A 25,440-nucleotide genomic window follows, 5' to 3' on the forward strand; every position below is an offset into this window, starting at 1 on the left:
TTTAATGTTGGCGACTATTGCTGTGGTAGTTGCCCTGATTTTCGTGTAAATAGTGACGAATATGTGGATTATCTATGGTCTGGTTACTGCAATCTTTAATCAGCAGACATTCTTCGACATAAGTCATTTGACTACTCTCATCAACCAGAAGTCGATACCAGGGATTACGTGTTGCGAATTCGCGTTTGTGCACTTGGGGATTAATACGTCCTGACGGTTGGAAAAATGGATCAATGTCAATGATTACGGCACGATATCCCTGCTGTTTGTGAATCACGCAGTCACCTACATTGAATTTTGCGTATTTGTTCATCATTTGCTCCATATTTTGGCCAGTTCTTGCCTTTTATGGTTAATATCGGTTAGCCTCGATGAATCTTGAATAGAAAATCATGAAGCGGATGGAAAAGGATTTGCGAGCGTATAAACTACGGTTTATAACGATTATATTGCTTATTGGCTATACTTTTCTCCATATCAAGCTGACTGGTCGTTACATTGATGCAACCTTCCAACAATTAGTTGAATTTTCTGCTCGTTTACCTTTCGGTCAACGATTGTTAATGCCAGCACTGGCACGTGGAATTAATTTTTTAATACCCTTAGAAATAAATGAATTATTTTTAATACTTGAGTTGATCACAATTAGTTTGACTTATCTGACGCTGATAAAATTGTTGCAACAAGAGTTTAATCCTCGTCAAGCGCAAGTGTTAAGTTGGCTACTCATTTTATTGCTACCGCTGGTTACTGTAGTAAATTATCGTTATTCCATTGCAGGAGAAGCTACAGTTTATTATCCCTATGATACCTCTTCGCTTCTTTTTATGATGGTTGGTTTTTTATGTTGTCTTCGTACTCAATGGTTATACTTTGTTCTTTTAGTATTTTTAGCCACCTTTAATCGAGAAAGTAGTTTTTTATTGATCTTGCTTATTCCTGCGCTTCATTGGCAACGATTATCCGTGATAATTAAACCGCTATTATTGTCAATTTTGGCTTATGGAATAGCCAGGTTAATCGTTCTGTGGTTAGTTCAAGATTTTCCAGGAACCCTTGTAGAATTCCATTATCGAGCCTCTCACTATACTCATTTTGAAGTCAATCTGGCCTGGTTATTTGCAGAAGAACACCTCTTATTATTTATTTTTTGCTTTTCTGGATTGCCTTTATTCTGGTTTGCGTTTTATGACTACATCCCTTGGCAGTATCGCCCGCTACGTTATGTCGCTTTAGTCTATTTTTTAATGCTATTGCTGGTGGGTAACTTTATGGAAGCGCGAATATTCATAGAAATTGTCGCCATTTTATATCTACCGGTTTGTAGTGCGGTTAATCGTTGGCTACAGGGTCAAGAGCCTTTTGTGCCGGCTTATTCGGGTTTTAGTTATTATCTGGATAGATACTTGGTAATACTGGTACTGGTACTGGTGATTGTATTCCAACGTTTAATCAACAGTCTCATTCTTTGGTTGCTACCATTTTCCTAAGCTTGGAGGTTTGGGTGAAGGCTGTTAAAAGAAGACCAAATTCATAAAGTAAGCAGAGTGGGACGGCCAACATAATCTGTGACAAGACATCGGGTGGTGTCAGTAACATTCCAATGGTAAAGGCCGCTACAATGGCATAAGGTCTAATTTTTTTAAGTAAAGCAAGATCTGCCCATCCCAACCGAACCAGAATAAGGCTCAATAACGGGATTTGAAAACAAAAGCCGAATACCATTAACATGCGTGTAATAAAGTCTAAAGCATAAGCTATATCCGGTAGCAATCGCACACCAGAAGGAACAGCATGAGCAAAAAATTGAAACATGAAAGGCAGTACAATGTAGTAACAAAACAATAAGCCTAATAAAAAAAGAGCCAAACTAATTAACAAAAAAAATCGCAAGTTATAACGCTCATGATAGTATAATGCAGGAGCGATAAACTGCCAAAGTTGTAACAAAATAAAGGGTGAGGTACAAAGTATTGCAGCGTTCGCAGCAAGTTTAAGTGGTGTTAGTACTGGGGAAGTAATCTGTGTCGCAATTAATGAATCATGAGTTCCCAAAGCCTGCAATAAAGGAGTGACCAGGATTTGAAATAAGTGATTGGCAAAGAAAAAGAATCCACAAAAAAATAACACAAAAAAACTTAAAACATAGATAGCACGACGGCGAAGTTCTAACAAATGATTCAGCATGATGAAATGACTCTTCTCTTGATGAGCTTAAGTTAGCATGTTCTTTCTATTTAACCATTGCAATTAATATTTTGTAAGCTCTTTCTTTATGCCGGCTATACAGTATTTAGGAATGGCGAGGATGTAACATCGAAAACGCAGTCCAGCTCTACTTTCCGACGTCCCGCTGCTTGTCCCTTTCAATTAGCCTTAAGTTTTTCTTGACATTTTAAAGGATGATAAAGGTTTTCACCGAACCGTTCGTGCTGAGGAGGCGCGCAGCGCCGTCTCGAAGCATTTCAGGACAGGCATTATTTTCCGCGTTTTGCATAATTTAATAAACTTGACAGTCTGGATCAGAATAATATCGAACCAGAATGTGAATGACTTTAATATAAATGAGGGAACCGAATCCCATCAAAATGAGGGATTATAATAACTCGTTTAAGCATTGCACGACTCTTGTAGACGATAGTGTGTATAGCGCCATCCCAACCCTCTCCATCATCTCCATATTTAGTTTGCTTATAGGCGCCATAGGGAGCAAATCCTATCGTTTTATCTGTGACTTGAGCCCGCTGCTTAAAGAGGCAATCGAAAGTCAATATATGTTGTACTGATGTTTGCCTTTGCATTAGTAGTTTTGGATTAGTATAAGGTATAACTCACTTAAAAAGTTTAACCTTCAAGTTGATGACTTTTTCAAAAAAAAGATAACGTTTCAAGATTTCCTGGTTTCAAGCTAATAATGGAGAGCCGAAATATAAAAGCATTTAACTGATATGCTTCGGAATTATTTGATACATAATAACTGGTTTAATTAGAAATTTTGCTAAAAATTTTATAATTGAAAAGCGTATATACATTGTATATACGAGACTGAAATGAAAGTTCAGACAAAAATTCAAAAATGGGGGGAATGGACTTGCATTACGTGTTGCGGGAGTAATGCGTGATATTCCACATTTTCAAGAAGGTACAATGGTTGAGGTAGACATTAATGAAACCGGATTTACTGTAATAAAATGTGAAGAAAGAAAAGCGTTTTCATTTCCCTTTAGTGAATCACAACTATTAGAAGGATTAACACCTGCATTGGCTCACGCTGATTTAGTCGTACCTCCTCTGGCAAGTGAGTTAGGTGAATAATAACAAAAATATATATTCCAGAGCGTAATCATATTGTTTGGATGGATTTTGAACCAACGAAAGGGAAAGAGATAGGGAAGTACCGTCTGGCTTTAATTTTATCATCCAGAGATTATAATAATACCACTGGTCTCGTTATTTGTTGTCCTATTAGTACAAGCATCCGTGGTGGAATAACTGAAGTAAAACTTAATAACTTAGATGAGCCATCTGTGGTGGCGGCAAGTATAATTCAAACATTATCCTGGAAAGAGAGAAAAGTTAAATTTATTGTCGAGGCAGAATTGAATGTCATGGACAATGTTTTGTTTAGAATCATTCCTTTAATAGGTGCCGATGAGTTATTTTGAATATAAATGCACGTGACTTGCTCCTGATATATGCTTCGAGACGATGCTAGCGCATCTCCTCAGCACGAACGGTTCGGTGAAAACCTTTATCATCCTTTTAAAATGTCAAGAAAAACTTAAGGCTAATTGGAAGGGCAAAGCCGCGGGACGTAGGCAGAGATGTATTTAAGAAAGCTGCTTGTTACCCGGAATTTCGCATAAAGGAGGAATGATGCGCTTTTGCCAAGGATTGAAATAAGGGTGCTTCTAACATTCGTTCTATTGTTTTCCCTATATTCTCTTCATAGGTAGCAAGCACGCGATCAGCCATACGGCAAAGCCATGTACTGTTATCATTTACTATTTGCAGAAAAGAAGAAAGCTCTTCTGCCGCAGTAACTTCATCGGTATTGGTTATGGCGGATGGTGGGAGTGCATTGATTATTAAGCCTGTTTCGTAGATAGGAATGGAATCAAAATTCACAGTGACAGGTATTGGTTTAAAAAATCCAGTAACGAATTGTCTAACTGGTAAGTGATGACGAGTAGTTAATGCGAAAAGATGCTGTGAATGGATATCGGTAATTTGTGCGGGCTTTGGGTCTAATGTTAATTTTTCATTACTTATTAGTTTCAAGCAGGTTTTAAAAAAATCGGCATAACGGGTAAACACGATTGTTAAATCAAAATAATCGGTGGCAAAATGCAACGATAGATTTAAGCTTTTTTGCTGTAAAATGAATAGAGTATTTTTTTTAAGCTGGCGTAGATCTTTCACAGCATAACGCAAGCTGTTGATTGTTGGGATGGCGAAATCGATTGATAAAGCATTATCATCAACTTCTTTTTTTTCCTTGCCTTGTAAAATTAAAACATCAGACTCCGGTAATGAGCGAACAATATTGCCATAGTTAATTGTTTCTTTGGATAATTTAAATAGAGGTCTGGCAAGAGTGGAAAGTATTAACATCAGGGGGGTAATGAGCAAAAAAAACATCGCCAAAGCTTGGAACTTTTTAGGTTTCCCTACATCCGGTCTATCTTTAATAAAATGTGTATTAAACCATAAAAATCTTACGACAGTATGTAGTTGATAGAAATTGCTATAGCTGCTAGCAAAGCGATCGACAATTAGTTTGTAAGGGATTTTTTGTTTACACAAAGATTCAGCTGCAACAATCATATGGGGTGCGCCGCCGCACATGCCATATAAAACAATATTAGCTTGTTTTTTATAGTGGTTAACAAAGGCTATGATATCTTGAGCCACTTCAGCGGAATGAAGTGCGGCTTGAGAAGAGCGAGAGCTGGCGTTTCTGTTTTTTATAAAAACTACATCGGTATTAAATAATTTATAGTAATTTTCTAAATTATAAAACAAATAAAACTCTTCAGGTCGCATTGATGCAAATTGCATTAACACCACAGTTTTGGAGTGAACACCTATTTTAGAAACATGAAGCGCATCAAGAATAATGCCATTATCATTTTTAACGAATATATGCTTAAGTTCATATTGAGAAGAGCTATGCAAAGGAAAGATTAACTTCGCGTCAGATTTTTGGGAAATAGCTTCAATAACCATACGATGCAGATAGTTACTCACGGACGCTTTCCCAAAGGAGCGAAAGGTTTTGATAGCTATTTTGTCTTCTTTAATGAGTTCTATCGATAGCTCAATTTGGCAACGATCAGCGATTTTTTTTAATATCGTTTTTTCTATTCTGTCGGCTGTAAAATACTCCAGCTGATTTACTGCCTCTCTCCAATACTTAAGTAAGTTTTCGGGAGATTCTAAAAGTAATCGATAACGTCTATTAAAATGAAGTAGTAAACTCGTCTGACAGCGACGAATAATTTCCAAGATATTAGGATAGGTAGAAGCATGGGACGTTGCTTCATACTCCAACAGCAAAAAACAATTGTAAAACGAGTGCAAGTAAGATTTTTTAAAAGTTGGTTTCTCATTGAAAAGATGATTAATTTTCAAGCTTGATCCTAATATAAAAGCCAGAGCATATTTAAAGAGACGATGCTTATCACTTTGGGAAACTGAGTTTAATTGATTGATAAGATAATTTTTTATTGCGAGGGAGCTTTGTGCTTTAATAAGTATTTGTTTATTTGCTAGCATACGTTGAGTATCAATAGAAAAACCAGGTCGAATTGTAATTGGAAGTGTACTTACAATGGATAGGTAATTTTACCCAGCACTTATCGAGATATTAAGCAAACAAGCAAGTTGGTTCGCTTTAGACCAACGTAAAACCATGCATAGGCTTTAAATATGTGGTCAAAACGATCAATCTATTAAAAAACTCCGCTGTGGTTTGTTCTAAGGGTTAAGCTTCCGAAAAACGTCCCATGGCCTTACTGCTATAGTTTATAAAATAATGACAAGACTAGTTAATACAGCCGAATGCATTCACCGAGGCAATACCGTTAAATACTGAAGAGGAACAAAGAATGGATTTTCCCGGCGTTTCCAAGTCACAAATAGAAGAGAAATTAATTAGAGAATCCTACAAAAATTTTCATTTTATTATTTTGGCTGATTTCTTTGCAGTAATCCTCTACACAGTATTCCTATGGCCCTATGTCTCTCATCCAATGATGGTAATTAGCTGGATGGTTTTGATGATAGTGGTCAATAATGCTTCACGATTCATCATGATATTTTACTATAATCGAGAAAATAAACTGCCAACACTGTCACACCGTGCTTTTTGGAAAAATTATTTTATTTTAAATAATCTTCAATCCGGTATCTTATGGGCGCTGGGAGGATTGTTATTTCTCTATGTGAATGACCCACTGGTACGTGTGGTTATTTTTGTTTATTTAACCGGTTTATTAGGGGCTCCTGCCGCTAAGCTGTTAACTTATCACCGCGCTTATTTAAGTTTCATGACGCCAATATGGTTGGTTATGCTTTTATTATCCATTTCCATTACTGCCTCGCTTTCAATTATTTTATTTTTAGCGGTCATACTTTATGTTTCCCTGGTAATTTTTGCTACCGCCGGGGCGAATAAATTTTTACTGAAGTCAATTTATCTGGAGCTATATAGCTCAAATTTGCTACTTGATTTGAAGCGCAGTGAAGAAAACTTTCGCAATACCATTGAAAATGCGCCAATTGGAATGGCTATCGTTTCACCGGAAGGGACCTGTATTCATGCTAATCGCACTCTGCAAGATATTCTTGGCTATAACGATCAGGAGTTAAAGGATAAAAATCTTTTACAAATTACTTATCATGATGATTTGATCATCACTAAAGAGTCTATGTCAAAAATTCTTAAAGGAGAAATGCGCATTTCTCATCTGGAGAAGCGTTTTATTCGTAAAGATGGAAGCATTATTTGGGCTATGGTAAGTCTGTCACTTATTCGCGATGAGCAAGGTGAACCTATTAATTTTATTTTACAAATGAAAGATGTCAGTGATCGCATTCAAAATGAGGAGAAGATGCGTCAACTTAATGAAAAAACTTTAGAGACATTGAATGAGTTGAAGTTACTGGAACACGATGAAAGCTTATTAAATAAACTGAATCGTTCGCTGCAGATTTGTATCTCAGCAGAAGAAGCATACCCTCGGATCCATTTGGTGGCTCAGGATTTATTTCCGGGTTTAAGTGGGGGATTAATGGTATTTAATAAAACGATTAATCAGGTGGAAACAGTGCTGCAATGGGGAGAACAGCGGTTATTAGCCAAGACAAGCTTGCCATTGGATTGCTTTGTAATTCGAGAAGCTGACATTATTTGTGTGAATAATCCACAAAAAAGTATTCCATGTAATCATTACCTTCGACCTCCCTCAGGAGGTTATATTGGCATACCATTGATTGTACAAAATGACTTGATAGGTGTTGTCCATTTATTTGCCCCTGCGGGTAGACGGTTAACACAGCATCAACAGGATATGGCAATTGCCTTTGGTAATATTGTAAAACTGGCACTGGCCAATATTAATTTGCGCACTTCACTAAACGAACTTTCTTTACATGATCCTTTAACAGGTTTATATAATCGCCGCTATTTAAATGATTTACTTTCAAGAGAGCTGATAAGGCTTGCTCGTGAAAAAAATACCTTATGCGTTGCTATGTTAGACATTGATAATTTTAAAAATTTTAATGATACTTATAGTCATTTGGCAGGGGATGAAGTACTTAAATTACTGGGGCAACTGTTAAAGAAAAATTTTCGTGATAGTGATATTGCTTTTCGCTTTGGCGGTGAAGAATTTGTTGTCGCATTATTAAATACTACTCTTGAGCCTGCTGCGAAAAAACTTAATCAATTCCGTGAACTATTAAAAGACACGCCCATTACTTATAAAAACCAACAATTAGCCAAAATAACAATTTCCATTGGGGTAGCAGAAGCACCAAAACATGGTGCTACTATTGATGATATAATTAAAGCCGCAGACCAGGCTCTTTATGCGGCTAAACAGGCAGGAAAAGACAGGGTAAAAATTTATAAAAATAATGGTTGAATTACTTTAGTCCCTGCAAAAGAGTTTGATATAATTCTTGCTTTGTTTTAGGTGAAACAAAGTGAAGCATCAGCCCCGTAAGCGCTTTGGCCAAAATTTTTTGCAAGATAAAACTATTATTCATAAGATTTTGAGCGCGCTCAATTTGCAAGAAAAAGATAAGGTCGTGGAAATTGGCCCTGGACTTGGTGCATTAACTGAACCCTTATTACGGCAATTAAACCATGTAATCGCCATTGAAATTGATACTGATTTACAGACTCATCTGCAATCAATGCCTGCGGCTGTTAATAAATTACATTTAATTGCGGGTGATGCATTGACTGTTGACTACAGTCAATGGGGCGAACAGGTGCGGATTATCGGGAACTTACCTTATAATATTTCGACGCCCCTACTGTTACATTTGCTGGACTACGCCCCATTTATTGACGACATGCATTTTATGTTACAAAAAGAAGTCGTTTTGCGTATGTGTGCCAAACCAGGTACTAAGGCTTATGGACGGCTGAGTGTTATGTTGCAGTATCGTTGTGAAGTGGACTATTTGTTTGATGTACCGCCTGAAGCCTTTTATCCGAGGCCAAAGGTTGATTCAGCCATTGTACGCTTGACACCGTATCGAGTATCTCCTTATCCAGAGGTGGAGTTGACTGTACTGGAGTCATTAGTGGCTCAAGCTTTTTCCATGCGACGGAAAACACTGGCTAATAATTTAAAGTCTGTACTCAGTGCAGCACAGCTGACTGAATTAGGTATTGATCCGGTTTCACGTCCTGAGCAGATAAGGATTGATGAATTTATACGAATAGCGAAATTTATGATCAATTAGTGTAAAATTAATAGTACATGCCTGATCTTGGAGGTTGATTTGTTCCACCGTTATGGAAAAAAAGCGAAGTCGCTAAATGTTAAATCTCTGCGCGACTTAACACGTATCGTTCAAGCCCCACTTTTGTTGGCCGAAGACAAGCGAAAAGTATTGATTACACAAATTCGTGAGGTCAGTGCTTTAGAAGAAGCGCGGTTCGATAGTTTGTGCTTAAGTCTTATGCATAATTTTGTGAATCATTGTCAAAATTTACCTGAAACTGCAAACAGTTATTATTCACAGCCAGGCGGGTTTCTGGATCATGCACTAAATCGTACTGAAGCCGCACTGTCCCTGTTTAAACACTATATTATTCAGGAAGGTCAGGCAGAATTATCTGAAGAGCAAAAATTGTGGCAGTATGCGTTATTTTCTGCCGCTATGCTGCAGGGCATCGCTAAATTACAAATCGATTTTTCGATTGAACTTTATGATAACCATGGTCAATTTCTTAAACAGTGGAACCCTCTGCTAGAAAGTTTGGTGGCTATTGGTAGCCATTACAGCTATAAATTTCAAAAAGAAACGGATGAAGAATTTCGTCGTCGCCTTAATCTTTTGCTGGCACGACTACTGATGCCAGCCAGTGGTTTTGCCTGGATAGCTTCAAATCCACAAGTGCTAGCTGTGTGGCTTGCTTTACTTAATGAAGATTTGCAAGGTGCAGGCACCCTTGGTGCTATTCTTATAAGAGCAAACGCTATCGCCCTGCAGCGTTATTTTAACCAAATGATGGTACGAAATTATGGTGCAAGAAGCGGGCGTTATGGTCGGGTAAGTACTTTTGCGGGAGGAGTACCTGAATCTGTTGCAGAAATTGAGCAACAAATGGGTGTGGAATTTATTCAATGGTTAACCAAGGCGCTGGATAGTGGTCGCATTATGGTTAATAAAGCGCCCTTATTTATGGTTCCTGGTGGCATGCTAATGTCGCCTGATGTTTTTAAGTTATTCGTACGAGAGCATCCTGAATATAAAAATTGGCAAGCCGTGCAGAATGGCTTTTTATCACTAGGATTACATCGCCTGGCACCCGATGGCAGTATTCATTCTCGTTTTGAACAAAGTCATACTCAACAAATGCATAGCGGTATTGTTTTTGCTGATTATGCGGTAGCGTTGCCAGCAAAATTACAACTTCATCATTTAACCACCGGAAAAAATAGTACTATTTCTGCCACGGAGCTTATTTATCAATCCCAATCACACAGTCATTTGACGCGCCAACCTCCTAATGTGCAACTAAGTGTGATTCCTCACTTAAATGCTACAGGAAAATGGCAAGCTGTTACAACACCAGCAGTACCTTCCTTATTAAAGCCAGGAGTTACTAACGGTGCCTGATTATGCCATTGGTGATGTTCAGGGTTGTTATGAGCCTCTGCAACGGTTACTTGAGCATATCGAGTTTGATGACAAAAATGATCGATTGTGGTTTGTAGGTGACTTGGTTAATCGCGGACCACAATCCCTTGAAGTGCTACGCTTTGTGAAAAACCTACCAATTACTCCACGCATCACCTTAGGTAATCATGATTTACATTTGCTGAATAAGCTATTTGGTAGACATCCTCGCAAAAATCCTGATGATAGTTTACATGCAGTATTAGCTGCTAGCGATAGCGAAGAACTGGGACACTGGTTGCGTAATCAGGCTATTCTATACCATGATGCAACATTAAATGTCGTCATGTGCCATGCGGGTATTCCTCCGATGTGGAATTTAACCGAAGCGAAACAACATGCACGTGAATTGGAGTTAATGTTAGCAGGTGAAAATTATACTTATCTTTTTGATCACATGTATGGAAATAAGCCTGCTTGTTGGGCTGATGATTTAACCGGTATCGCCCGATTACGAGTGATTACCAATTATTTTACACGCATGCGCTTTTGCGATGCAAAGGGTTGTTTGCTTCTTGATTATAAAGGCACAATTCGAGCTGCTCCTGCAAATTATCTCCCCTGGTATGCAGTTCCTGGGCGCAAACCGATTCCGACGGATATAGTGTTTGGTCACTGGGCTGCTTTGGAGGGTAAATCTCCGGATCCCGCGCTTTATGCGATTGATACAGGTTGTTTATGGGGACGCGAATTAACGGCGCTTCGCTTACAGGATAGACAGCGCTTTTCTGTTCCTGGAATAAAAAATTAAAATTTCGCTTCTGAACAAGACAGCCCTGCATATTTTCTTTGCATCGAGTGTGAGAAAATCTTAAGAATGCCTTAAAGCTGCACTAGAGTGAGGTCACTGTCATTTCCTTCACCAAGTGTTAATCTATAGAGAAAGTCAGTAAGGGTGCTGTACTCAACAGTTATGAATTTATGAGAAAATTTTTTTGGCCAACAGTCGTATTATTGATTCTGCTAATTAGTGGGTGGTTTGGCCTGCCATTGCTAACGCGGGACACAATAGAGGTTGTTCATCCTGTCTATGGAAATGCCGTGCAAGCTGCCTATGCCACAGGGACGGTTGAGGCAACGGTCATGTTACCTATTTCTACTCATCTATCTGCCCGTTTAATTAAATTAAATGTGGATGAAGGCAGTGACGTGATTAAAGGACAAGTATTGGCTCAGTTGGAGGATGCTCAGTTACGGCATTCGTTGCTTGAGTTAAAGGAAAAAGAAACCCTGGCGCAAAAACGTCATGAACGAAATGCTGCTTTAGTTAAAAAAGGGGTCATATCAAAAGATGAATACGACAGGACACTTGCGGAATGGAATGCCGCGCGGGCCGCTGTGCAAGGTGTGGAAGCACAAATTAAGTATTTACAGCTTATTTCTCCTGCTGATGGTCGCATTATTCGTCGCGATGGCGAAATAGGACAATTAATTCCTGCCAATCAGGCTGTTTTCTGGTTGTCCTGCTGCGCTCCTTTGCGCATCTCCACTGAAGTTGATGAAGAAGACATCGCCCAGGTTCGTGTAGGGCAGAAAGTATTAATACGCGCGGATGCTTTCCCTGGGCGCATTTTTAACGGCAAAGTGCAAAGTATTACGCCAAAAGGCGATCCGATTGCCCGTAGTTACCGTGTGCGTATCAGTTTTACAGAAAAAACACCTTTATTAATTGGCATGACAGCAGAGACTAATATTATTTTGCATGAGAAACAAAATGCCTTATTGCTGCCGATGACTGCTGTTGTAGAAAATAAAATTTGGCGAGTAAAGCAGGGGCGGCTTATTCAGTCGTCTGTTGTGTTGGGCGCAAAAGGTTTTAAACAGGTAGAGATATTACAGGGGGTTAAGCCGGAGGATTTGATTGTTTTACGACCCACGCCTGCATTAAAACAAGGGGAACGTGTCAATACTGTTCTTGTCGAGCAGGAAAGAGAATGAAACTATTTTTGAGTATTGCAATAAGACATTTATTAGCTCGAAAACGACAAAGTATAGTATCGCTGATGGGAATCATTTTGGGTGTAGCTTTTTTTTTAACAATCTCCTCGTTAATGCAAGGTTCAGAAAAAGATTTTATTCGTCGTCTTGTTGATAATTCACCTCATATTACCATTGTGGATGAATACAGGAACCCTCGCTTGCAACCTGCGCAGCAATTTTACAAAGAGGGTGTTATCGAAATTCGTAATGTAAAACCCATGACCGAGACACGTGGGATTCGTGGTTATGAGCAAATAATGACTTATTTATATACCCTACCGGATGTCATTGCCTCACCCGTTCTAATAGGTCAAGCCTTAGTCAGTTTTGCCGGCAGAGACGTCTCTATTACCTTAAACGGTATGGTCCCAGAGGAAATAAAAAAAGTTTCAACCATTGAAAATTATATGCTTGAAGGGACAGTTGATGATTTGCTAGTAAATCCCGATGGTATTGTGATTGGTAGTGAATTAGCACGTAAGTTGTCATTAAAATTAAATGACAATATTACGGTAACAGCGCCCACAGGGCAGGTGCGAGTTTTTAAAATTCTCGGTATTTTTCGTACTGGTCGTTCAGATTTTGATGCAAGTCAAGCTTTTGTGAGTATCAAGCGCACCCAAGCTTTATTGAGCCGTACCCATCGCGCCAACAATATAGTCATCAAATTACTCAATCCTTATGAGGCGCATGCATTAGCTGCGCGCATTGAAAAGCAAGTGGGTTATCAAACTATTTCCTGGCAAGAAAAATCAGAGGACATGCTCAACACATTGGTTATTCGTAATATTATTATGTATAGCGTAGTAAGCGCAGTACTCCTTGTTGCCGCATTTGGTATTTATAATGTGATTTCCACGGTTGTCATGGAAAAACATCGCGATATCGCGATTCTTAAATCGATGGGATTTCATAAGCGTGATGTACAGCTTATCTTTGTTATCCAGGGAATATTGCTTGGCCTTGTCGGTTGTTTGCTGGGATTGCCGTTGGGCAGTGGCCTAATGTATAGCCTAATGCAGGTGAAATTTAAGCCTCCCGGCAGTACGGAAATAATTGCCATGCCCTTGGATTGGAGTTATCTTCAGTTTTTAATTGCTGCGGCTTTTGCAATGACTGCGGCCATCATTGCAGCCTTGCTTCCTGCCCGCAAAGCAGCCTTGGTTCAGCCCATTGATATTTTGCGTGGAGGCCTCTAGTGTCAGTATTAATAAAGGCTGAACAATTGACGAAACGCTTAACAGGGGAAGTGCCTGTTACTTTGGTCAGTGACATCACCCTTGCAATAGAGGCTGGCGAATTTGTAGTAGTTACAGGTCCTTCGGGCTCTGGTAAATCCTCCTTGCTTTATTTATTAGGCTTATTGGATAGGCCAACTGAAGGGAAATTATGGTTATTGGGAGAAAATACAGCCAACTACAGCGAGGATAAATTGGCTGATATGCGACTTGCTAAGCTTGGTTATGTATTCCAATTTCATTTTTTGCTTCCGGAATTTAGTGCATTGGAAAATGTCATGCTTCCTATGCAGCGTTTAGGGAAACTGTCGAAAGAGGCTATTAAAGAGCGTGCTGGTAATTTGTTAGTCAGTTTGGGTTTGGCAGAACAGCTCCATAAACTTCCCAAACAACTCTCTGGGGGGCAAAGCCAACGCGTAGCCATTGCCAGAGCGCTCGCCAATGAACCACAGTTAATTTTGGCGGACGAGCCAACGGGAAATCTCGACACCGCCTCAAGTATAAACGTGCAAACGATTTTAAGGACGCTTGCTCATCAACAACAACGTGCTGTCGTAGTTGTTACGCATGAACCTACTTTTGCAGCCATGGCTGACAGGGTTATTCATATCGTGGATGGCAAAATTCAAAGTTAATGTCCTTATTTAATCATTTTGGTATAATTTTGTGCTACTCTTAAAAAGTAGCTTTCTCTTATAAGGGCCTATCATGAAAAAATCTGCAAAAATTTCCCGACAAAACAAAGGCAAAAAAATTGCAAAAGAGCAGTTAAATAAGGTTTCAGGAGGTAGTAGCACACCACAAACTGAGCTGGGCTGTGACGAAAATGGTGTTCGTGTCGGTATATTAGGGCCAGTAGGAGGATCACCTCAAAACGCAAAAAAATAATAAACATCATCAGGTATGGCAAAATAGTTCCCCTCTTCCCTCGAAGGGCGAACATCCAAATCATTAGGCTATAGGATTTGCCAACAAGGTGGCTACATGTGCTTTTTATTGTATGTTGGTGGGCTTATTGTCGACTAGCCAAACCCACATGCTCCTATAAGATCACAACGTAATTTCATTATCCAATTCAAACAGGTAAAATAGCAGCTGGAGCAGAAGAGTATTTACAAATGGTTTTTATGCCTAATTTTAGTTGGATTTGATAGTGAACAAATTTTTATTTTTGCCAATCATTGCTGTTTATAATTTACTAATTATTTCGCAAGCTGTTGCACAACCTCATTTTTCACCTGCAAAACCTTTGCCTGCTTCTCATTATGCCATCAATAGCTCTGCCTTATGTGCTACCGCCAAAGAGACCCTGGCCTATTTAAATAAAGGGGAGCACTATGACCCACGGGTGATTCATGAGGGTAGGGTTTTTAAGCTTCCACTTGCACGTATTAAAGCAACGTTGCGATTTATTTGTCAGCATCAAAAGGAATTAAACAATCCTGTTTTTGTAGAACAACATTTTGATTTCATTCGTTGGTATCCAGATGTGGAGCAAACCAAACCGCTTAAATTAACCAAACCATTACTTGCAAAGTTACCGAATGATAAAATTTTAATGACCAAATATTACGTTCATCGGGCCAATGCTTCAAAGACACCTAATGCCACCTATCCTTTTGCGCTACATGCTTTGCCTAAAGATGAAGGAACATTGACCCTTGAGGACGCAGAGGCAAACCCTGCGCTACTGCGATTCCATTATGGAAAACAAGCCATATTAAAAGGGGCATTAACTAGAAAACAAGTCCCGGTACTTGCTTATCTAAGTCGGGATGATTTGGAAGCTGCTTTAATGCAGGGGACAGTGATCGCGGATTTTGGCAAGCAGCATATAAAAACATTCAATGTCCATCGCTGTAACAATATACCCTATGAGAAAGCCCAAAACCCTTACCAGCAAGAGCGTTATTGGTATTTTAAAGCGGTGGATGGGATTAAAGGCTATGGTAAAGACGCGGAACATAAAATTACAGTGAACACTGAAGTTACTTTTGCAGCGGATCTTGAACAATTAGGCTTGGGTAAAATTTTAATGATTCAGTACCTGGATGAGACAGGGAAAATAGTGACACGAGCTGGTATTTTGGCGGATACTGGTGGGGCTTTTCAACATAATTTATATCAGGTTGATTTTTTAGCAGGAAGTTATGCTGGGCGAGACGCATTTTATAAAGCAACTCGTCATCTACCCAACTACGTGACGGCCTATTTCATGGTATTGAAAAAATAAAGATGAAAATTTTTATACTGTTTTTATTACTACTAAACTCACTAGTGCATGCTTTTTCTTGTCAGGATGCTCAAACCATTCATCAAGCACCCATCCAATTCGACAAAGAGCGTATTGCCTTAACCCGGCAATACCAGCTAACCCATTATGGGATTGATTCGCAGTCGATTGAAATTGAACCAAAAATGATTGTCTTACATTGGACATGCATCCCTACGTTTGAGGCTACATTTCGTATATTTAATCCAGCTGTTTTTCCGCAAAGTTCACCACGTCTTAAAGAGTTGCCCGGCAATTTAAATGTGTCAAGTCATTTTGTAGTTGATCGCGATGGTACTATCTATCAATTGATGCCCGAAAACTGGATGGCAAGACATGTTATAGGACTAAATCATTATGCCATTGGTATTGAAAATATAGGTGGTGTAAACAGTATAGATGACTTGACTGAGGCTCAGGTGAAAGCCAATGCCTTTTTAGTGTGTCATTTAAAGAAAAAATATCCGGCTATAAGCCATGTCATTGGCCACAGGGATTATTTAAATTTCAAACACACCGCGCTTTGGTTGGAACGAGATCCTAATTATCAAACGGATAAGGATGATCCAGGACCTGTTTTTGTAGAGAAAGTAAAACGGTTGGTGGAGCAGAACTAACCCCTTTTTAATCAGTCATTAATCTAAGAAATAAATGCAACAAGAGAAGCAGGATAAGGACGGGAATATAAACAAACACCAAACCTTTATTAATGGGTTTATTTCCCGTATTTATATTAACCTTTAAACTGTTGTTAACGTTTGAATCATAGAAGGTGTCTTTATCAACAATGATTGCCTGGGGGGGAAGCTGACTTGATTCTGTCGTGAGACTACTGGTTTTTTTAATCGCCGTGCCTATGGCTAAAAATTCAATTAAGCCATTCCCCAATTGATACACATAAGTTTTCACACCAATCACATCATCCGCGCCAATTGCTTTGGCTTCTTCATTAATGATGGCCAAGGCATTTTCACGGGCATCATATATTAAACGGGTTAATTCATTAATTTCGCCGCGCACAAAAGATTTAATAGTTGAAGTAATACCGCCAATCATGCCTAGAGAATACACAGAAGTACCCAGCAGCAGACGCAGAGGCATGTAGCCTTTGCTAATCATGTTCCACAGTTCAATATTCGTCATATCGCTGCTAATGGGCTCATTAAATTTGTCACCTGGTAACTTTGGATGGTAGGAAGCAGTGCCCAGCATCAACATTTCATTAACGCCGCCGAAAGGAAGAATGGTGGTTTTAATGCCAAGCACCGCATTTGCCTTATGCTCTTTAGCATGACCAATGATACGACCTAATGCTAAATGGCGGGTATGGTTGAAAATATTAGAGTATTCTTTAATTTCTCCTCGAGCCAGTGTTTTTAAACTGCCGAGAAGACCTCGACCAATTCCCATCGAATAGGCCACATTGCCAAAGGCAAAGCAAATGGGCTTAAAGCCTGCATCCAATTGCGCATAAAGTTCTTGACCGTCTGCCGAAGTTGAAAATTTATTAGCTGGGGTTGTGCCGTTGGCATGAATGGCGGAACCAATTGCTAAAAATTCAACATTACCGCCATGAGAAATAAGTTGGCTATCGACGCCTGTGACACCTGTAGCATTGTAATTGACAGCCTCCTGCAGCAGGCGTTGATAAGCTGTTTTTCGACCATCCTCAATCAAGCGGGTAATCTGAGTTAATTCTCCGCCCAACATTGCTTTCAATCCGGTACCCACACTACGAATAAGTCCTAGGGAGTGAACACTATTTCCAACCACAATATTGCCGGGGGCATAGCCTTTTTCTGCTAAACAATAAATTTCATTACCCGATAATCCAGTGGTGATAGCCATAGCGCTACCTCGCTGCCGGAATTTGTTACACAAAGTATAGAACTAGTTTCATTAAAATGTTTAGTACAATACAATGCGATTAATGTCAGCTCTCTTAAAAGGTAGCCTCGATGCCTTCAATCGAAACAAAAAACCTTCTTTTAAGGCCACCTCAACCTGGTGATGAATTTCCGCTTAATCAGGCTATTAGGGCGTCTCTGACTGAACTTTCGCGCTGGATGCCTTGGGCCTCTGATCCGAGTCTGGAAGTAACAAAATCATTTATTGATGAAAGTAGGGCTAATTGGGGAACGCTGCGGCAGAAAGACATGCCCTTTATTGTCTTGTTAAAGCAAGAATGTTGTATTATTGGAGCCAGTGGTTATAACGATCAAAGTGATCCTGCCGTTCCCTATTATGAAATCGGTTACTGGATACATAGTCACTATGTGGGTAGAGGATTTGCTACTGAATTAACGATTGCCCTTACTCGTTATGCCTTTGATTATTTAAAGGCGGTGAGAGTACAAATTTGTTCTCAGTCATATAATGTTGCTTCACTGCGAGTCATTGAAAAATGCGGTTATAAGTTTGAAGCAAGACTTCACAATCAATGTCTGGACTTGCTAACTAGACAGCCCGTAGATAGACTGGTATTTGCCCGTTTTGATACAGACAGTCTTCCATCCCTTTATCTCAAAGTTACTTTATAGCTGTATATCAGTGAGAAATTGGTTTTTGCTTGCTTTTTCTATATTTTGCTCTATTTCTTTAAGAAAGAAAGGAAGGTAATTTTTTCTTTTTTCCAGGGGACTTTGAGCCATTGTCGCTTTATAAGGAGATAACTATGCTTAAATATATAATTGCCTGGCTATTAGGAGTTCCATTAAGTATATTGGTATTAATCTGGTTAATTTCTCATATTTTTTAATGCGAGAAAATTTCAATTAAACAAGGAAGGTTACTATGATAAATGAAACAAACCATTGTCATCATCTCTTTAAACGTATTTCCTGGACTGCAGTGTTCGTAGGTGCGCTTGTCGGCGTAGGTTTGGGATTCTTGCTAAACTTATTTGGGATTGCGATAGGTTTAAGTCTTTTTACCTTAAATGAGGAGGGCGCTACAGTACTTGCCATTGGCGGGTTATTGGGTTTGCTGATAGGTGTTATTGCTTCAATGATAGTGGCTGGCTATGCTGCCGGTTACCTGGGACGTTTTTATTGCCCTAAACGCAATCTGGGTATTCTTTACGGATTTACAACCTGGGTTATCTCTTTAATACTAGGTGCTATTATGGCAGGCCATATGAGCAATTACGTTTCTACCTATACTACTCATGTTTCTCGCGCAGTAACTACAACCGTTCAGGCCAATGCGCCGACTGGAGGTCAAGCAACCAATCAAACAGCAACCACACCTGCTGGAACTGCAGTCCCTGCAAATGTTTCTCCAGATAGTTTGGCTTGGGGTGCCTTCATGATCTTCGCACTCTTTTTTATTGGCGCTATCTCTACTTGTATTGGTGCCTGTTGGGGAATGAGTTGTAAAAGAGAGGATGAGTGACTTTATTCAAGTCGGGGATCTTTGTAATCCCCGCCCCTTGCTTCAATGAAATCTCTATACTTAAGGAAAGAATCAATGAGTAGGGAGGCTTATATGAATAAATTAAGTGGAGTTAGAGTCGCTATTTTGGCTGCCAATGGATTTGAACAGGTAGAGCTGGAAAAGCCTCGTAAAGCGTTGGAAGAGGAGGGGGCGGAAACAGTATTAGTTTCCCCAGAAAAAGAGCAGGTACAAGGTTGGAATCATTATGAAAAAGGCGATGTTTTTCCTGTTGATATGTCTCTGGATGAGGCAAGTGCCCATGATTTCGATGCCTTGCTGTTGCCAGGCGGGGTGATTAACCCAGATAGGCTGCGTACTTTTCCTAAAGCTGCTTCCTTTGTGAGCGAAATGGAAAAACAAAAGAAACCGATTGCGGCGATTTGTCATGGACCATGGCTACTGATTAATGCAGAGGTTGTTAAAGGACGTAAAATAACATCCTGGCCTTCTATAAAAGTCGATTTGAGGAATGCAGGCGCTGAATGGGTAGATCAGGCGACAGTCTGTGATAACCAACTATTAACCAGTCGCAAACCTGATGATATACCAGAATTTAATGAGGCGATGATTGATTTGTTTCAAAGTGCGGTGCATAAATGAGTCTACTCCCTGAATAAAACAAGGTTTGTTGACTTGTTTCATTCAGGGTATTACTCTTTGCAGGTTATACAGGAACCACCTGAAAGAGCAAAAGAAGCAACAAGATAATTATCAATACCCCTACAATTCCGGATGGACGATATCCCCAACCCCTGCTGTAAGGCCAAGCAGGAGCAAGACCTACCAAAAGAAGAATCAGAATTAGCAATAGAATCAAACCCATTTTAAATTCCTCCTTGAAAAAGACCTAAAGCTTTCACCTTTTAATTATAGTAAACCGCCGCAAAGCTAAAGAACATTACCGTTAATTTAGATTGCTAATCATCCTTAATGAATAATTTTAATCCATATGATATACTCCCGCCGCCACAAGTCCGTGGCATAACATTGGAGACTGACTATGAAGGTAGCAAAACTCGCCATTTTGTCGATGATTGTAAGCGGAAGCTTGGCGGCCCAAGATATTAAAATTGTGGGAACAGTAACAAAGACAGCGAAAGTTCCGGCTGCTAAAAATGCAGCTGCCGCAAAGAATATCACAAAAGCAGCAGGCAATAATGTAAAACAAATTAAATTTCTAGATATTCAATTATCAGCAAAAGCGAAACAAAATCTTGCTAACCGAGCTAAAAAGGCTCTCTCTCATACTCAGCAATTTACTTTCAGTGCTGGAGATGCTTCAGGTAGTGCTGTACAACTTGGAATGAATGACGTTCCTGTATTAAATCAAGGGATGCATGGTACCTGTGTAACGTTTGCGACTACAGCTGCAGTGGATGCTGCTTTAGGAAAAGGCGATTATATTAGCCAATTGTGTCAATTAGAGCTTGGTCGCTACCTTGAACAAAATGCCTATGGTAGCAGTGGTTGGAATGGTTCATTTGGCCGTATTGTGCTTAATCAAATGGATGTTTTTGGTATTGTTAGCAAAGAGCAACAACTTTCTCAAGGCTGTGCTGGCATTACCGAATATCCTATACACGGTAGTGAGCCTGATGTACAAATGACACCGGAAGAATACCATCAAATGAGCGAAAATCTCGGTGAAAAAATTGCCTGGTCTCCGGTTTTGGATATCATGAATGCTATTTCTGACCGTACTGATACTAATCAAGTAGTCGCTGAGGTAAAACGTGCGTTAAAAGCACAGGACAGACTTACTTTCGGGGTGTTATTGCTGGATTTTGACTTAGGTTTCATGGGGGCTGTTGGTACCAACAAGACTACTTTTGATTCTTGGGTATTAACACCAGAGATTGCCAGGGACGTTTATTTAAGTCCAAATTTTGGTGGTCATGAAATGGTAATTACCGGATATGATGATAATGCCGTAGCGATTGATGAGAAAGGAAATGAACATCGTGGCTTGTTTACTTTACGCAATTCCTGGGGTGATGATGTAGGTGATCACGGTAATTTCTATATGTCTTACGATTATTTTAAATTACTGGTGATTGAAGTACAGCGCATTCGTAATATGGAAGGTACAGAGGACTAATCATCTGACTTACCAGAAGTTTATTTACTTCTGGTAAGTTCTTTTATTTATTTTCAGAAATCGCAACAACCTTATTTTTTCCACTTGCTTTTGCACTATATAAAGCTTTATCTGCCAATTCAATCAATTCTTCTTTATTTTTACTATCTGTAGGAAAAACAGCAATTCCAATAGAAACAGTTATTGGTACTATGGGCTGAGCGCCATATTTAATTTGCAGTTTTGAAACAGCAACTCTAATTTTTTCAGCCTGCTTTTTAGCTTTGTCTAAATCGATATTATGAAGCATGATAATGAACTCTTCACCTCCATAACGTGCGGTAATATCTCCTTGTCTTGTATATCCTTCCAATATTTTACCAACTTCCCTCAAGGTGCTATCACCCGCGTCATGGCCGTAATTGTCATTAATTTTTTTAAAATGATCGATATCCAGCATTAATAAGGCGAAAGAAAGTTGACTACGCTCTGCCTGATGGATCTGCTTAAAAAGAGCATCTTCAAGATAACGTCGATTATAAAGACCTGTGAGAGGGTCGCGAATAGATTGATAACGTAAATTTTCCCGTAAACGTACATTGGCCAGAGCTAGTGCGGTTAATTCAGCAAAGGCAGTAATAATTAACCGAGATTCCTCATTTAAACTAAATGAGGAGTCAGAAACTTCAATAGATAGAAGACCGTAAATATCGTTTTGAGCCATGAGAGGGACACAAATAAAAGCAGGTAATTTTTTACCACCACTGATATCTATATGGTCACAAACTAATTCCATCTCTGCTTTTTTAATAAAGTGAATTCGCCCAAGTCTTATAGCCCAGCACCGTTCTGGTATGATTATTGATTCCTGACTGTGCGGTTTACCCCAACTCACGGCTTTCTCAAGATAGTTTTTAGAAGGATGCATAATAAAGAGATAGCCACTACTGAAAGTAAGTAATGAGTGCGCATATTTGGCCATTACTCTACTTAATTCTTCTTGTGAGTTGGCAGCCAACATGATATCACTCATGTCCACTAACAACGTTATTTGTTCGTTTTTTAGCTGTAACTTTTTCATTCCCTCTGATAATTTTTCATAAGACTCCTGAAGCTTGGAATGTTCTATCACTCGACTGGTGATATCACAAACGGTATGAACTACACCTTTCATTTCATTATGTTCACTTTTTATTTGGCTAGCGCTCAGTTCATAAACATTTTTGCCATGTTCATGCTCAACTTCCACGACTTGAGCAGTCTCATCCGGCTGTAAAGAACTTTTCCAAACCTCTACCAGGTATCGCTTATTTTGTGGTAGATCGGCTAATGCGTCATTTATATCCATGCCTATGCTTAATGTTTTACTGAATAAGCGTCTAAATTCTTGCTGATAAGCGTCATTAAAAATTTCAAAGCGATTTTTACTATCAAGTGCGGCTATCATATCTTTAGTGCTCTCAATAATCTGACGGAGATGCGTTCTTATATGGCGATTTTTATGTTCGATAATCTTGCGATTGATTAATTCTATATTGGCTAATATAAAGGGTATTATTAAAAAAACGAGGCCCAAAGTACTGCCGATAATTAATAGTACGCTGCCTATTTGCGCACTGTTAATGGTTAAACGATTTCTTTCACTTAATAAAACCTCTTCAACCGATTTAATTTCTTGAGCTAAACTTTTAGCCTCATTTGAGACTTGACTACTGCGATTAAATAGAGCAAGACCTTCGGGGGTGTTTAATTTATTATTAGCTTTTAAATCTATTACCTGGTGTAGAAGAACAAGTCTTTCCTCAATCAATGCTGCGTATCGACGGATTCTTTCATTCTGCTTGTGGTTATTTTTAGTAAGCGCCAAAGATGCTTGTAAATACTCATTAAGCTTGGGCCTGGTAATAGTCATGTCTTTGAGGAAATTTTTATTCCCCGATACCAGATAAGCACGTTGATCCGCTTCAATTTCTGCAAAAGCGTAAAGTGAGGCATCAATTTTTCCAAGAACTTCATAGGTGTGATTAACCTGCAGATTGGCTTCAATAAGGCTTTTCAACTGCGAGTAAGACAAATAACTAATAGTGCCCAGAGTTAACAGGGCTATTAAAAAAAGAAAGTTTAATACCAATAGATTAAGTCTAATGGGTTTTGATTTCTCGAACATCCCTATCCTTAGATTATCAGTACAAATTAAAATATAGCAAATCCCTTGTTCAAAATAGCAGTAAGCCCAGTTATGGGGCTAATTAAAATAGATTTTTAATGAGAGTAGCGTTCTGAATAGTTTCGCTGAATGATGTCTAATAGCTCAAATTGTAACAAAGGAGGAATGGGTAAATTTACCCATGTTTATATTATTTCCATTAAGATAAAATAATAAACAAATAGATTGTTTTTAATTAATTTAAGGAAGTAAGTATGCCTTATAAAGGTCCCCACAGCGATATGTTCTCACTACACTGGGCAGAAGGTTTGAACCCATCAGTGAAGGGAGTAATCCAAGAATTGAACACCATTTCCAAAGACGTAACCATGTTATGTCTTGATCTTAGCAGTTTTCAACATTTCTCCAGTGAGGAGTTGGTGGATATTTTTAAAGCTATTCCTGCTAACGTTACGTCCCTGCATCTGGCGGGACAATTTTCCGATGACCTATCGCATGAACAACTATTCGAGGTGTGGCAGGCAATTCCCAAAACTATAGCCTCTCTTCATTTATTTAAAATCTCACGCATAGTCTCTGTATTGCCTGAAAGTATCACTGCTCTGCATTTAAGTGGTGGGGCTCTTAACAATAAAGCTACCGAGGAATTAGTTCAGCTGATTCAATCTATTCCAGCCAGTGTTACTACTCTGGATTTAAGGAACAACAGCTTTGGTAGCAAATCTACCGATGAACTCATTGCAATTTTACAAGCAGTCCCAGCTAGCCTAATTTCATTATACTTAATGAATAATGGATTGGGGCATAAACCTGCCGAGGAGTTAAAGGCAATTTTTGCAGTGTTTTCGGGGCGTCCACTCTTATTAAACCTAAGTCACAATCATCTATTTAAAGACAAAAATGCTGCAGAAAAGGATCAGGTTCTTAACGCTTTAGGTGAGAATAGCCAGCGCTTTATTCTCACAAGAAATGGCGAATCCGATTTAGCCCGGGCACGGTGGTTGATGCCTGCAATAATGGAGAAATATAATCTTCCCTCTGAGATAGCAAGCCATATACTGTTTTTTCTAGGGGCAGATAGTCCTTATAATACAGGTCCTAGTTTTTTTAAATTTCAGTTAAAAAAAGCGACCAAGACAATAGAAGAGATTAAAGAAAAAAGAGCTGAGACACGACAATGTCTTTAGGTGGGGGCAGGGCGACTTCATACCATTTTGCGCAAGATAATCGTGTGAAATTAATGCAACATGTGCCCCTATTAGGTGGGTAATTAAAGTAAGAGAAACCGAGTCAGGACCACCTTTTACCTTTTTCAACCATACATCCTTCCCTTATAGCAAGCTACTAATGATTAGAAAGTGTTTTTTATCCTGCAGCACCAGTATTTTAAATCAACGCCTTTCATGGTTTATGATACAGTAAAGAAGGCAGCTCATGGATTAAAAAATAATGAAAAAAATACTCATCCTCTTGTTAATTTCGTTAAACTGTTTCGCAGATGATTATCCACATAATATTACTGGCTTGTATAAATGCAAGGGGGCGGAGATTGATACTGGAGCAGTATTTTCTTGTCGAATGAATATTAAAAAAACCAAACATACCTATGATGTGGTTACCAAATGCAATGATGGAGCATTTTATTTAGGAACAGGGATTTATGACCTGACAAAACACCATCTTTCACTGGTTTTTATCAATCCAAAGAATAAAGAAGAAACCGGCGTTGCAATTGCTGATATCAACAAAAATGGTTCTATGAATTCGGTATGGACGCATTTAAATAAAACAACGCTTGGACAGATGAATTGTACGAAATTGTTGCTGACAACTAGTTGAGTTT

General features: G+C 39.0%; 26 protein-coding genes. 19 read left to right on the plus strand and 7 right to left on the minus strand.

The annotated features are described in order from the left end of the window. Position 1: 1 nt before the first annotated feature. Complete coding sequence (hspQ, locus tag clem_RS00365; RefSeq protein ID WP_094089789.1) at positions 2 to 313, minus strand: heat shock protein HspQ; 312 nt, start codon at positions 311 to 313, stop codon at positions 2 to 4. A gap of 79 nt (positions 314 to 392) precedes the next feature. On the opposite strand from hspQ, the gene clem_RS00370 reads away from it, so the two are divergent. Further along, on the plus strand, positions 393 to 1,490 hold the full coding sequence (locus clem_RS00370; RefSeq protein ID WP_232505517.1) for a hypothetical protein: 1,098 nt from the start codon (positions 393 to 395) through the stop codon (positions 1,488 to 1,490). Here the strand turns inward: clem_RS00370 and tatC are convergent. Both tatC and clem_RS00380 read right to left on the minus strand, forming a co-directional pair. After that, on the minus strand, positions 1,462 to 2,187 hold the full coding sequence (tatC, locus tag clem_RS00375; RefSeq protein WP_094089791.1) for a twin-arginine translocase subunit TatC: 726 nt from the start codon (positions 2,185 to 2,187) through the stop codon (positions 1,462 to 1,464). The genes clem_RS00370 and tatC overlap by 29 nt on opposite strands. 368 nt (positions 2,188 to 2,555) lie before the next feature. After that, positions 2,556 to 2,801 (minus strand): hypothetical protein, encoded by a 246-nt coding sequence (locus tag clem_RS00380; RefSeq protein ID WP_094089792.1) that lies wholly within the window; start codon positions 2,799 to 2,801, stop codon positions 2,556 to 2,558. Between the two features lie 313 nt (positions 2,802 to 3,114). Between clem_RS00380 and clem_RS00385 the strand changes: the two genes are divergently transcribed. After that, complete coding sequence (locus clem_RS00385) at positions 3,115 to 3,315, plus strand: hypothetical protein (RefSeq protein WP_094089793.1); 201 nt, start codon at positions 3,115 to 3,117, stop codon at positions 3,313 to 3,315. Positions 3,316 to 3,356: 41 nt separating this feature from the next. After that, a complete protein-coding gene (locus clem_RS00390; protein WP_198333156.1) occupies positions 3,357 to 3,665 on the plus strand; it encodes a type II toxin-antitoxin system PemK/MazF family toxin in 309 nt (102 codons plus the stop codon). A gap of 181 nt (positions 3,666 to 3,846) precedes the next feature. On the opposite strand, the gene clem_RS00395 is transcribed toward clem_RS00390, so the two are convergent. Then, the gene (locus clem_RS00395) at positions 3,847 to 5,778 is read right to left on the minus strand and encodes a hypothetical protein (RefSeq protein ID WP_094089795.1); all 1,932 of its coding nucleotides are present in this window, start codon (positions 5,776 to 5,778) and stop codon (positions 3,847 to 3,849) included. A 332-nt stretch (positions 5,779 to 6,110) separates the two neighbouring features. On the opposite strand from clem_RS00395, the gene clem_RS00400 reads away from it, so the two are divergent. The 10 genes from clem_RS00400 (at position 6,111) to clem_RS00445 (ending at position 16,535) form a co-directional block, all read left to right on the plus strand. Further along, on the plus strand, positions 6,111 to 8,153 hold the full coding sequence (locus tag clem_RS00400; RefSeq protein WP_094089796.1) for a GGDEF domain-containing protein: 2,043 nt from the start codon (positions 6,111 to 6,113) through the stop codon (positions 8,151 to 8,153). 61 nt (positions 8,154 to 8,214) lie between these two features. Continuing rightward, the gene (gene rsmA, locus clem_RS00405) at positions 8,215 to 8,985 is read left to right on the plus strand and encodes a 16S rRNA (adenine(1518)-N(6)/adenine(1519)-N(6))-dimethyltransferase RsmA (RefSeq protein WP_094089797.1); all 771 of its coding nucleotides are present in this window, start codon (positions 8,215 to 8,217) and stop codon (positions 8,983 to 8,985) included. A gap of 39 nt (positions 8,986 to 9,024) precedes the next feature. Continuing rightward, entirely contained in the window at positions 9,025 to 10,368 is a 1,344-nt protein-coding gene (locus clem_RS00410; RefSeq protein WP_198333161.1) for a conjugal transfer nickase/helicase domain-containing protein, read from the plus strand. Continuing rightward, positions 10,361 to 11,179: a symmetrical bis(5'-nucleosyl)-tetraphosphatase gene (locus clem_RS00415; RefSeq protein WP_094089799.1), complete on the plus strand. Its 819-nt coding sequence runs from the start codon at positions 10,361 to 10,363 to the stop codon at positions 11,177 to 11,179. The genes clem_RS00410 and clem_RS00415 overlap by 8 nt, the downstream gene beginning before the upstream one ends. 170 nt (positions 11,180 to 11,349) lie before the next feature. Beyond that, a complete protein-coding gene (locus tag clem_RS00420) occupies positions 11,350 to 12,366 on the plus strand; it encodes an efflux RND transporter periplasmic adaptor subunit (RefSeq protein WP_094089800.1) in 1,017 nt (338 codons plus the stop codon). Then, positions 12,363 to 13,607, plus strand: coding sequence for an ABC transporter permease (locus tag clem_RS00425; RefSeq protein WP_094089801.1), 1,245 nt, complete (start codon positions 12,363 to 12,365; stop codon positions 13,605 to 13,607). The genes clem_RS00420 and clem_RS00425 overlap by 4 nt, the downstream gene beginning before the upstream one ends. Further along, complete coding sequence (locus clem_RS00430) at positions 13,607 to 14,281, plus strand: ABC transporter ATP-binding protein (protein WP_094089802.1); 675 nt, start codon at positions 13,607 to 13,609, stop codon at positions 14,279 to 14,281. The genes clem_RS00425 and clem_RS00430 overlap by 1 nt, the downstream gene beginning before the upstream one ends. A gap of 73 nt (positions 14,282 to 14,354) precedes the next feature. Further along, positions 14,355 to 14,534, plus strand: a complete 180-nt coding sequence (locus clem_RS00435) for a hypothetical protein (RefSeq protein ID WP_094089803.1) — start codon at positions 14,355 to 14,357, stop codon at positions 14,532 to 14,534. Positions 14,535 to 14,817: 283 nt separating this feature from the next. Next, positions 14,818 to 15,879, plus strand: a complete 1,062-nt coding sequence (locus clem_RS00440) for a hypothetical protein (RefSeq protein WP_094092224.1) — start codon at positions 14,818 to 14,820, stop codon at positions 15,877 to 15,879. A gap of 2 nt (positions 15,880 to 15,881) precedes the next feature. After that, the gene (locus clem_RS00445) at positions 15,882 to 16,535 is read left to right on the plus strand and encodes an N-acetylmuramoyl-L-alanine amidase (RefSeq protein WP_094089804.1); all 654 of its coding nucleotides are present in this window, start codon (positions 15,882 to 15,884) and stop codon (positions 16,533 to 16,535) included. 7 nt (positions 16,536 to 16,542) lie between these two features. Here the strand turns inward: clem_RS00445 and clem_RS00450 are convergent, their stop codons facing one another. After that, on the minus strand, positions 16,543 to 17,766 hold the full coding sequence (locus clem_RS00450; protein WP_094089805.1) for a heavy metal-binding domain-containing protein: 1,224 nt from the start codon (positions 17,764 to 17,766) through the stop codon (positions 16,543 to 16,545). A gap of 110 nt (positions 17,767 to 17,876) precedes the next feature. Here clem_RS00450 and clem_RS00455 point away from each other — a divergent pair, with 110 nt between their 5' ends. From clem_RS00455 to clem_RS00465, 3 genes are all read left to right on the plus strand, one after another. Further along, the gene (locus tag clem_RS00455; RefSeq protein WP_094089806.1) at positions 17,877 to 18,458 is read left to right on the plus strand and encodes a GNAT family N-acetyltransferase; all 582 of its coding nucleotides are present in this window, start codon (positions 17,877 to 17,879) and stop codon (positions 18,456 to 18,458) included. 253 nt (positions 18,459 to 18,711) lie between these two features. Continuing rightward, positions 18,712 to 19,311, plus strand: coding sequence for a hypothetical protein (locus tag clem_RS00460; RefSeq protein WP_094089807.1), 600 nt, complete (start codon positions 18,712 to 18,714; stop codon positions 19,309 to 19,311). Positions 19,312 to 19,404: 93 nt separating this feature from the next. Then, positions 19,405 to 19,953, plus strand: a complete 549-nt coding sequence (locus clem_RS00465) for a type 1 glutamine amidotransferase domain-containing protein (RefSeq protein ID WP_094092225.1) — start codon at positions 19,405 to 19,407, stop codon at positions 19,951 to 19,953. 64 nt (positions 19,954 to 20,017) lie between these two features. Here the strand turns inward: clem_RS00465 and clem_RS00470 are convergent, their stop codons facing one another. After that, positions 20,018 to 20,176, minus strand: a complete 159-nt coding sequence (locus tag clem_RS00470) for a DUF3309 family protein (protein WP_094089808.1) — start codon at positions 20,174 to 20,176, stop codon at positions 20,018 to 20,020. A gap of 177 nt (positions 20,177 to 20,353) precedes the next feature. On the opposite strand from clem_RS00470, the gene clem_RS00475 reads away from it, so the two are divergent. Next, the gene (locus clem_RS00475; protein ID WP_094089809.1) at positions 20,354 to 21,451 is read left to right on the plus strand and encodes a C1 family peptidase; all 1,098 of its coding nucleotides are present in this window, start codon (positions 20,354 to 20,356) and stop codon (positions 21,449 to 21,451) included. Between the two features lie 43 nt (positions 21,452 to 21,494). Here clem_RS00475 and clem_RS00480 read toward each other — a convergent pair whose 3' ends face one another. Then, positions 21,495 to 23,597, minus strand: coding sequence for a sensor domain-containing diguanylate cyclase (locus clem_RS00480; RefSeq protein ID WP_094089810.1), 2,103 nt, complete (start codon positions 23,595 to 23,597; stop codon positions 21,495 to 21,497). A gap of 254 nt (positions 23,598 to 23,851) precedes the next feature. Between clem_RS00480 and clem_RS00485 the strand changes: the two genes are divergently transcribed. Together clem_RS00485 and clem_RS00490 are read left to right on the plus strand one after the other, a co-directional pair. Further along, a complete protein-coding gene (locus clem_RS00485; RefSeq protein WP_094089811.1) occupies positions 23,852 to 24,784 on the plus strand; it encodes a leucine-rich repeat domain-containing protein in 933 nt (310 codons plus the stop codon). Positions 24,785 to 25,046: 262 nt separating this feature from the next. Beyond that, entirely contained in the window at positions 25,047 to 25,436 is a 390-nt protein-coding gene (locus tag clem_RS00490; protein WP_094089812.1) for a hypothetical protein, read from the plus strand. The last annotated feature ends 4 nt before the right edge of the window (positions 25,437 to 25,440 follow it).

It is taken from the genome of Legionella clemsonensis, assembly GCF_002240035.1.
Lineage (GTDB): Bacteria > Pseudomonadota > Gammaproteobacteria > Legionellales > Legionellaceae > Tatlockia > Tatlockia clemsonensis.

Bases quoted from the DNA above. Each gene is read 5' to 3' on its own strand.
- hspQ (WP_094089789.1), bottom strand. From the start codon at position 313: ATGAACAAATACGCAAAATTCAATGTAGGTGACTGCGTGATTCACAAA.
- clem_RS00370 (WP_232505517.1), top strand. From the start codon at position 393: ATGAAGCGGATGGAAAAGGATTTGCGAGCGTATAAACTACGGTTTATA.
- tatC (WP_094089791.1), bottom strand. From the start codon at position 2,187: ATGCTGAATCATTTGTTAGAACTTCGCCGTCGTGCTATCTATGTTTTA.
- clem_RS00380 (WP_094089792.1), bottom strand. From the start codon at position 2,801: ATGCAAAGGCAAACATCAGTACAACATATATTGACTTTCGATTGCCTC.
- clem_RS00385 (WP_094089793.1), top strand. From the start codon at position 3,115: ATGCGTGATATTCCACATTTTCAAGAAGGTACAATGGTTGAGGTAGAC.
- clem_RS00390 (WP_198333156.1), top strand. From the start codon at position 3,357: ATGGATTTTGAACCAACGAAAGGGAAAGAGATAGGGAAGTACCGTCTG.
- clem_RS00395 (WP_094089795.1), bottom strand. From the start codon at position 5,778: ATGCTAGCAAATAAACAAATACTTATTAAAGCACAAAGCTCCCTCGCA.
- clem_RS00400 (WP_094089796.1), top strand. From the start codon at position 6,111: ATGGATTTTCCCGGCGTTTCCAAGTCACAAATAGAAGAGAAATTAATT.
- clem_RS00420 (WP_094089800.1), top strand. From the start codon at position 11,350: ATGAGAAAATTTTTTTGGCCAACAGTCGTATTATTGATTCTGCTAATT.
- clem_RS00425 (WP_094089801.1), top strand. From the start codon at position 12,363: ATGAAACTATTTTTGAGTATTGCAATAAGACATTTATTAGCTCGAAAA.
- clem_RS00435 (WP_094089803.1), top strand. From the start codon at position 14,355: ATGAAAAAATCTGCAAAAATTTCCCGACAAAACAAAGGCAAAAAAATT.
- clem_RS00445 (WP_094089804.1), top strand. From the start codon at position 15,882: ATGAAAATTTTTATACTGTTTTTATTACTACTAAACTCACTAGTGCAT.
- clem_RS00450 (WP_094089805.1), bottom strand. From the start codon at position 17,766: ATGGCTATCACCACTGGATTATCGGGTAATGAAATTTATTGTTTAGCA.
- clem_RS00455 (WP_094089806.1), top strand. From the start codon at position 17,877: ATGCCTTCAATCGAAACAAAAAACCTTCTTTTAAGGCCACCTCAACCT.
- clem_RS00460 (WP_094089807.1), top strand. From the start codon at position 18,712: ATGATAAATGAAACAAACCATTGTCATCATCTCTTTAAACGTATTTCC.
- clem_RS00465 (WP_094092225.1), top strand. From the start codon at position 19,405: ATGAATAAATTAAGTGGAGTTAGAGTCGCTATTTTGGCTGCCAATGGA.
- clem_RS00470 (WP_094089808.1), bottom strand. From the start codon at position 20,176: ATGGGTTTGATTCTATTGCTAATTCTGATTCTTCTTTTGGTAGGTCTT.
- clem_RS00475 (WP_094089809.1), top strand. From the start codon at position 20,354: ATGAAGGTAGCAAAACTCGCCATTTTGTCGATGATTGTAAGCGGAAGC.
- clem_RS00480 (WP_094089810.1), bottom strand. From the start codon at position 23,597: ATGTTCGAGAAATCAAAACCCATTAGACTTAATCTATTGGTATTAAAC.
- clem_RS00485 (WP_094089811.1), top strand. From the start codon at position 23,852: ATGCCTTATAAAGGTCCCCACAGCGATATGTTCTCACTACACTGGGCA.
- clem_RS00490 (WP_094089812.1), top strand. From the start codon at position 25,047: ATGAAAAAAATACTCATCCTCTTGTTAATTTCGTTAAACTGTTTCGCA.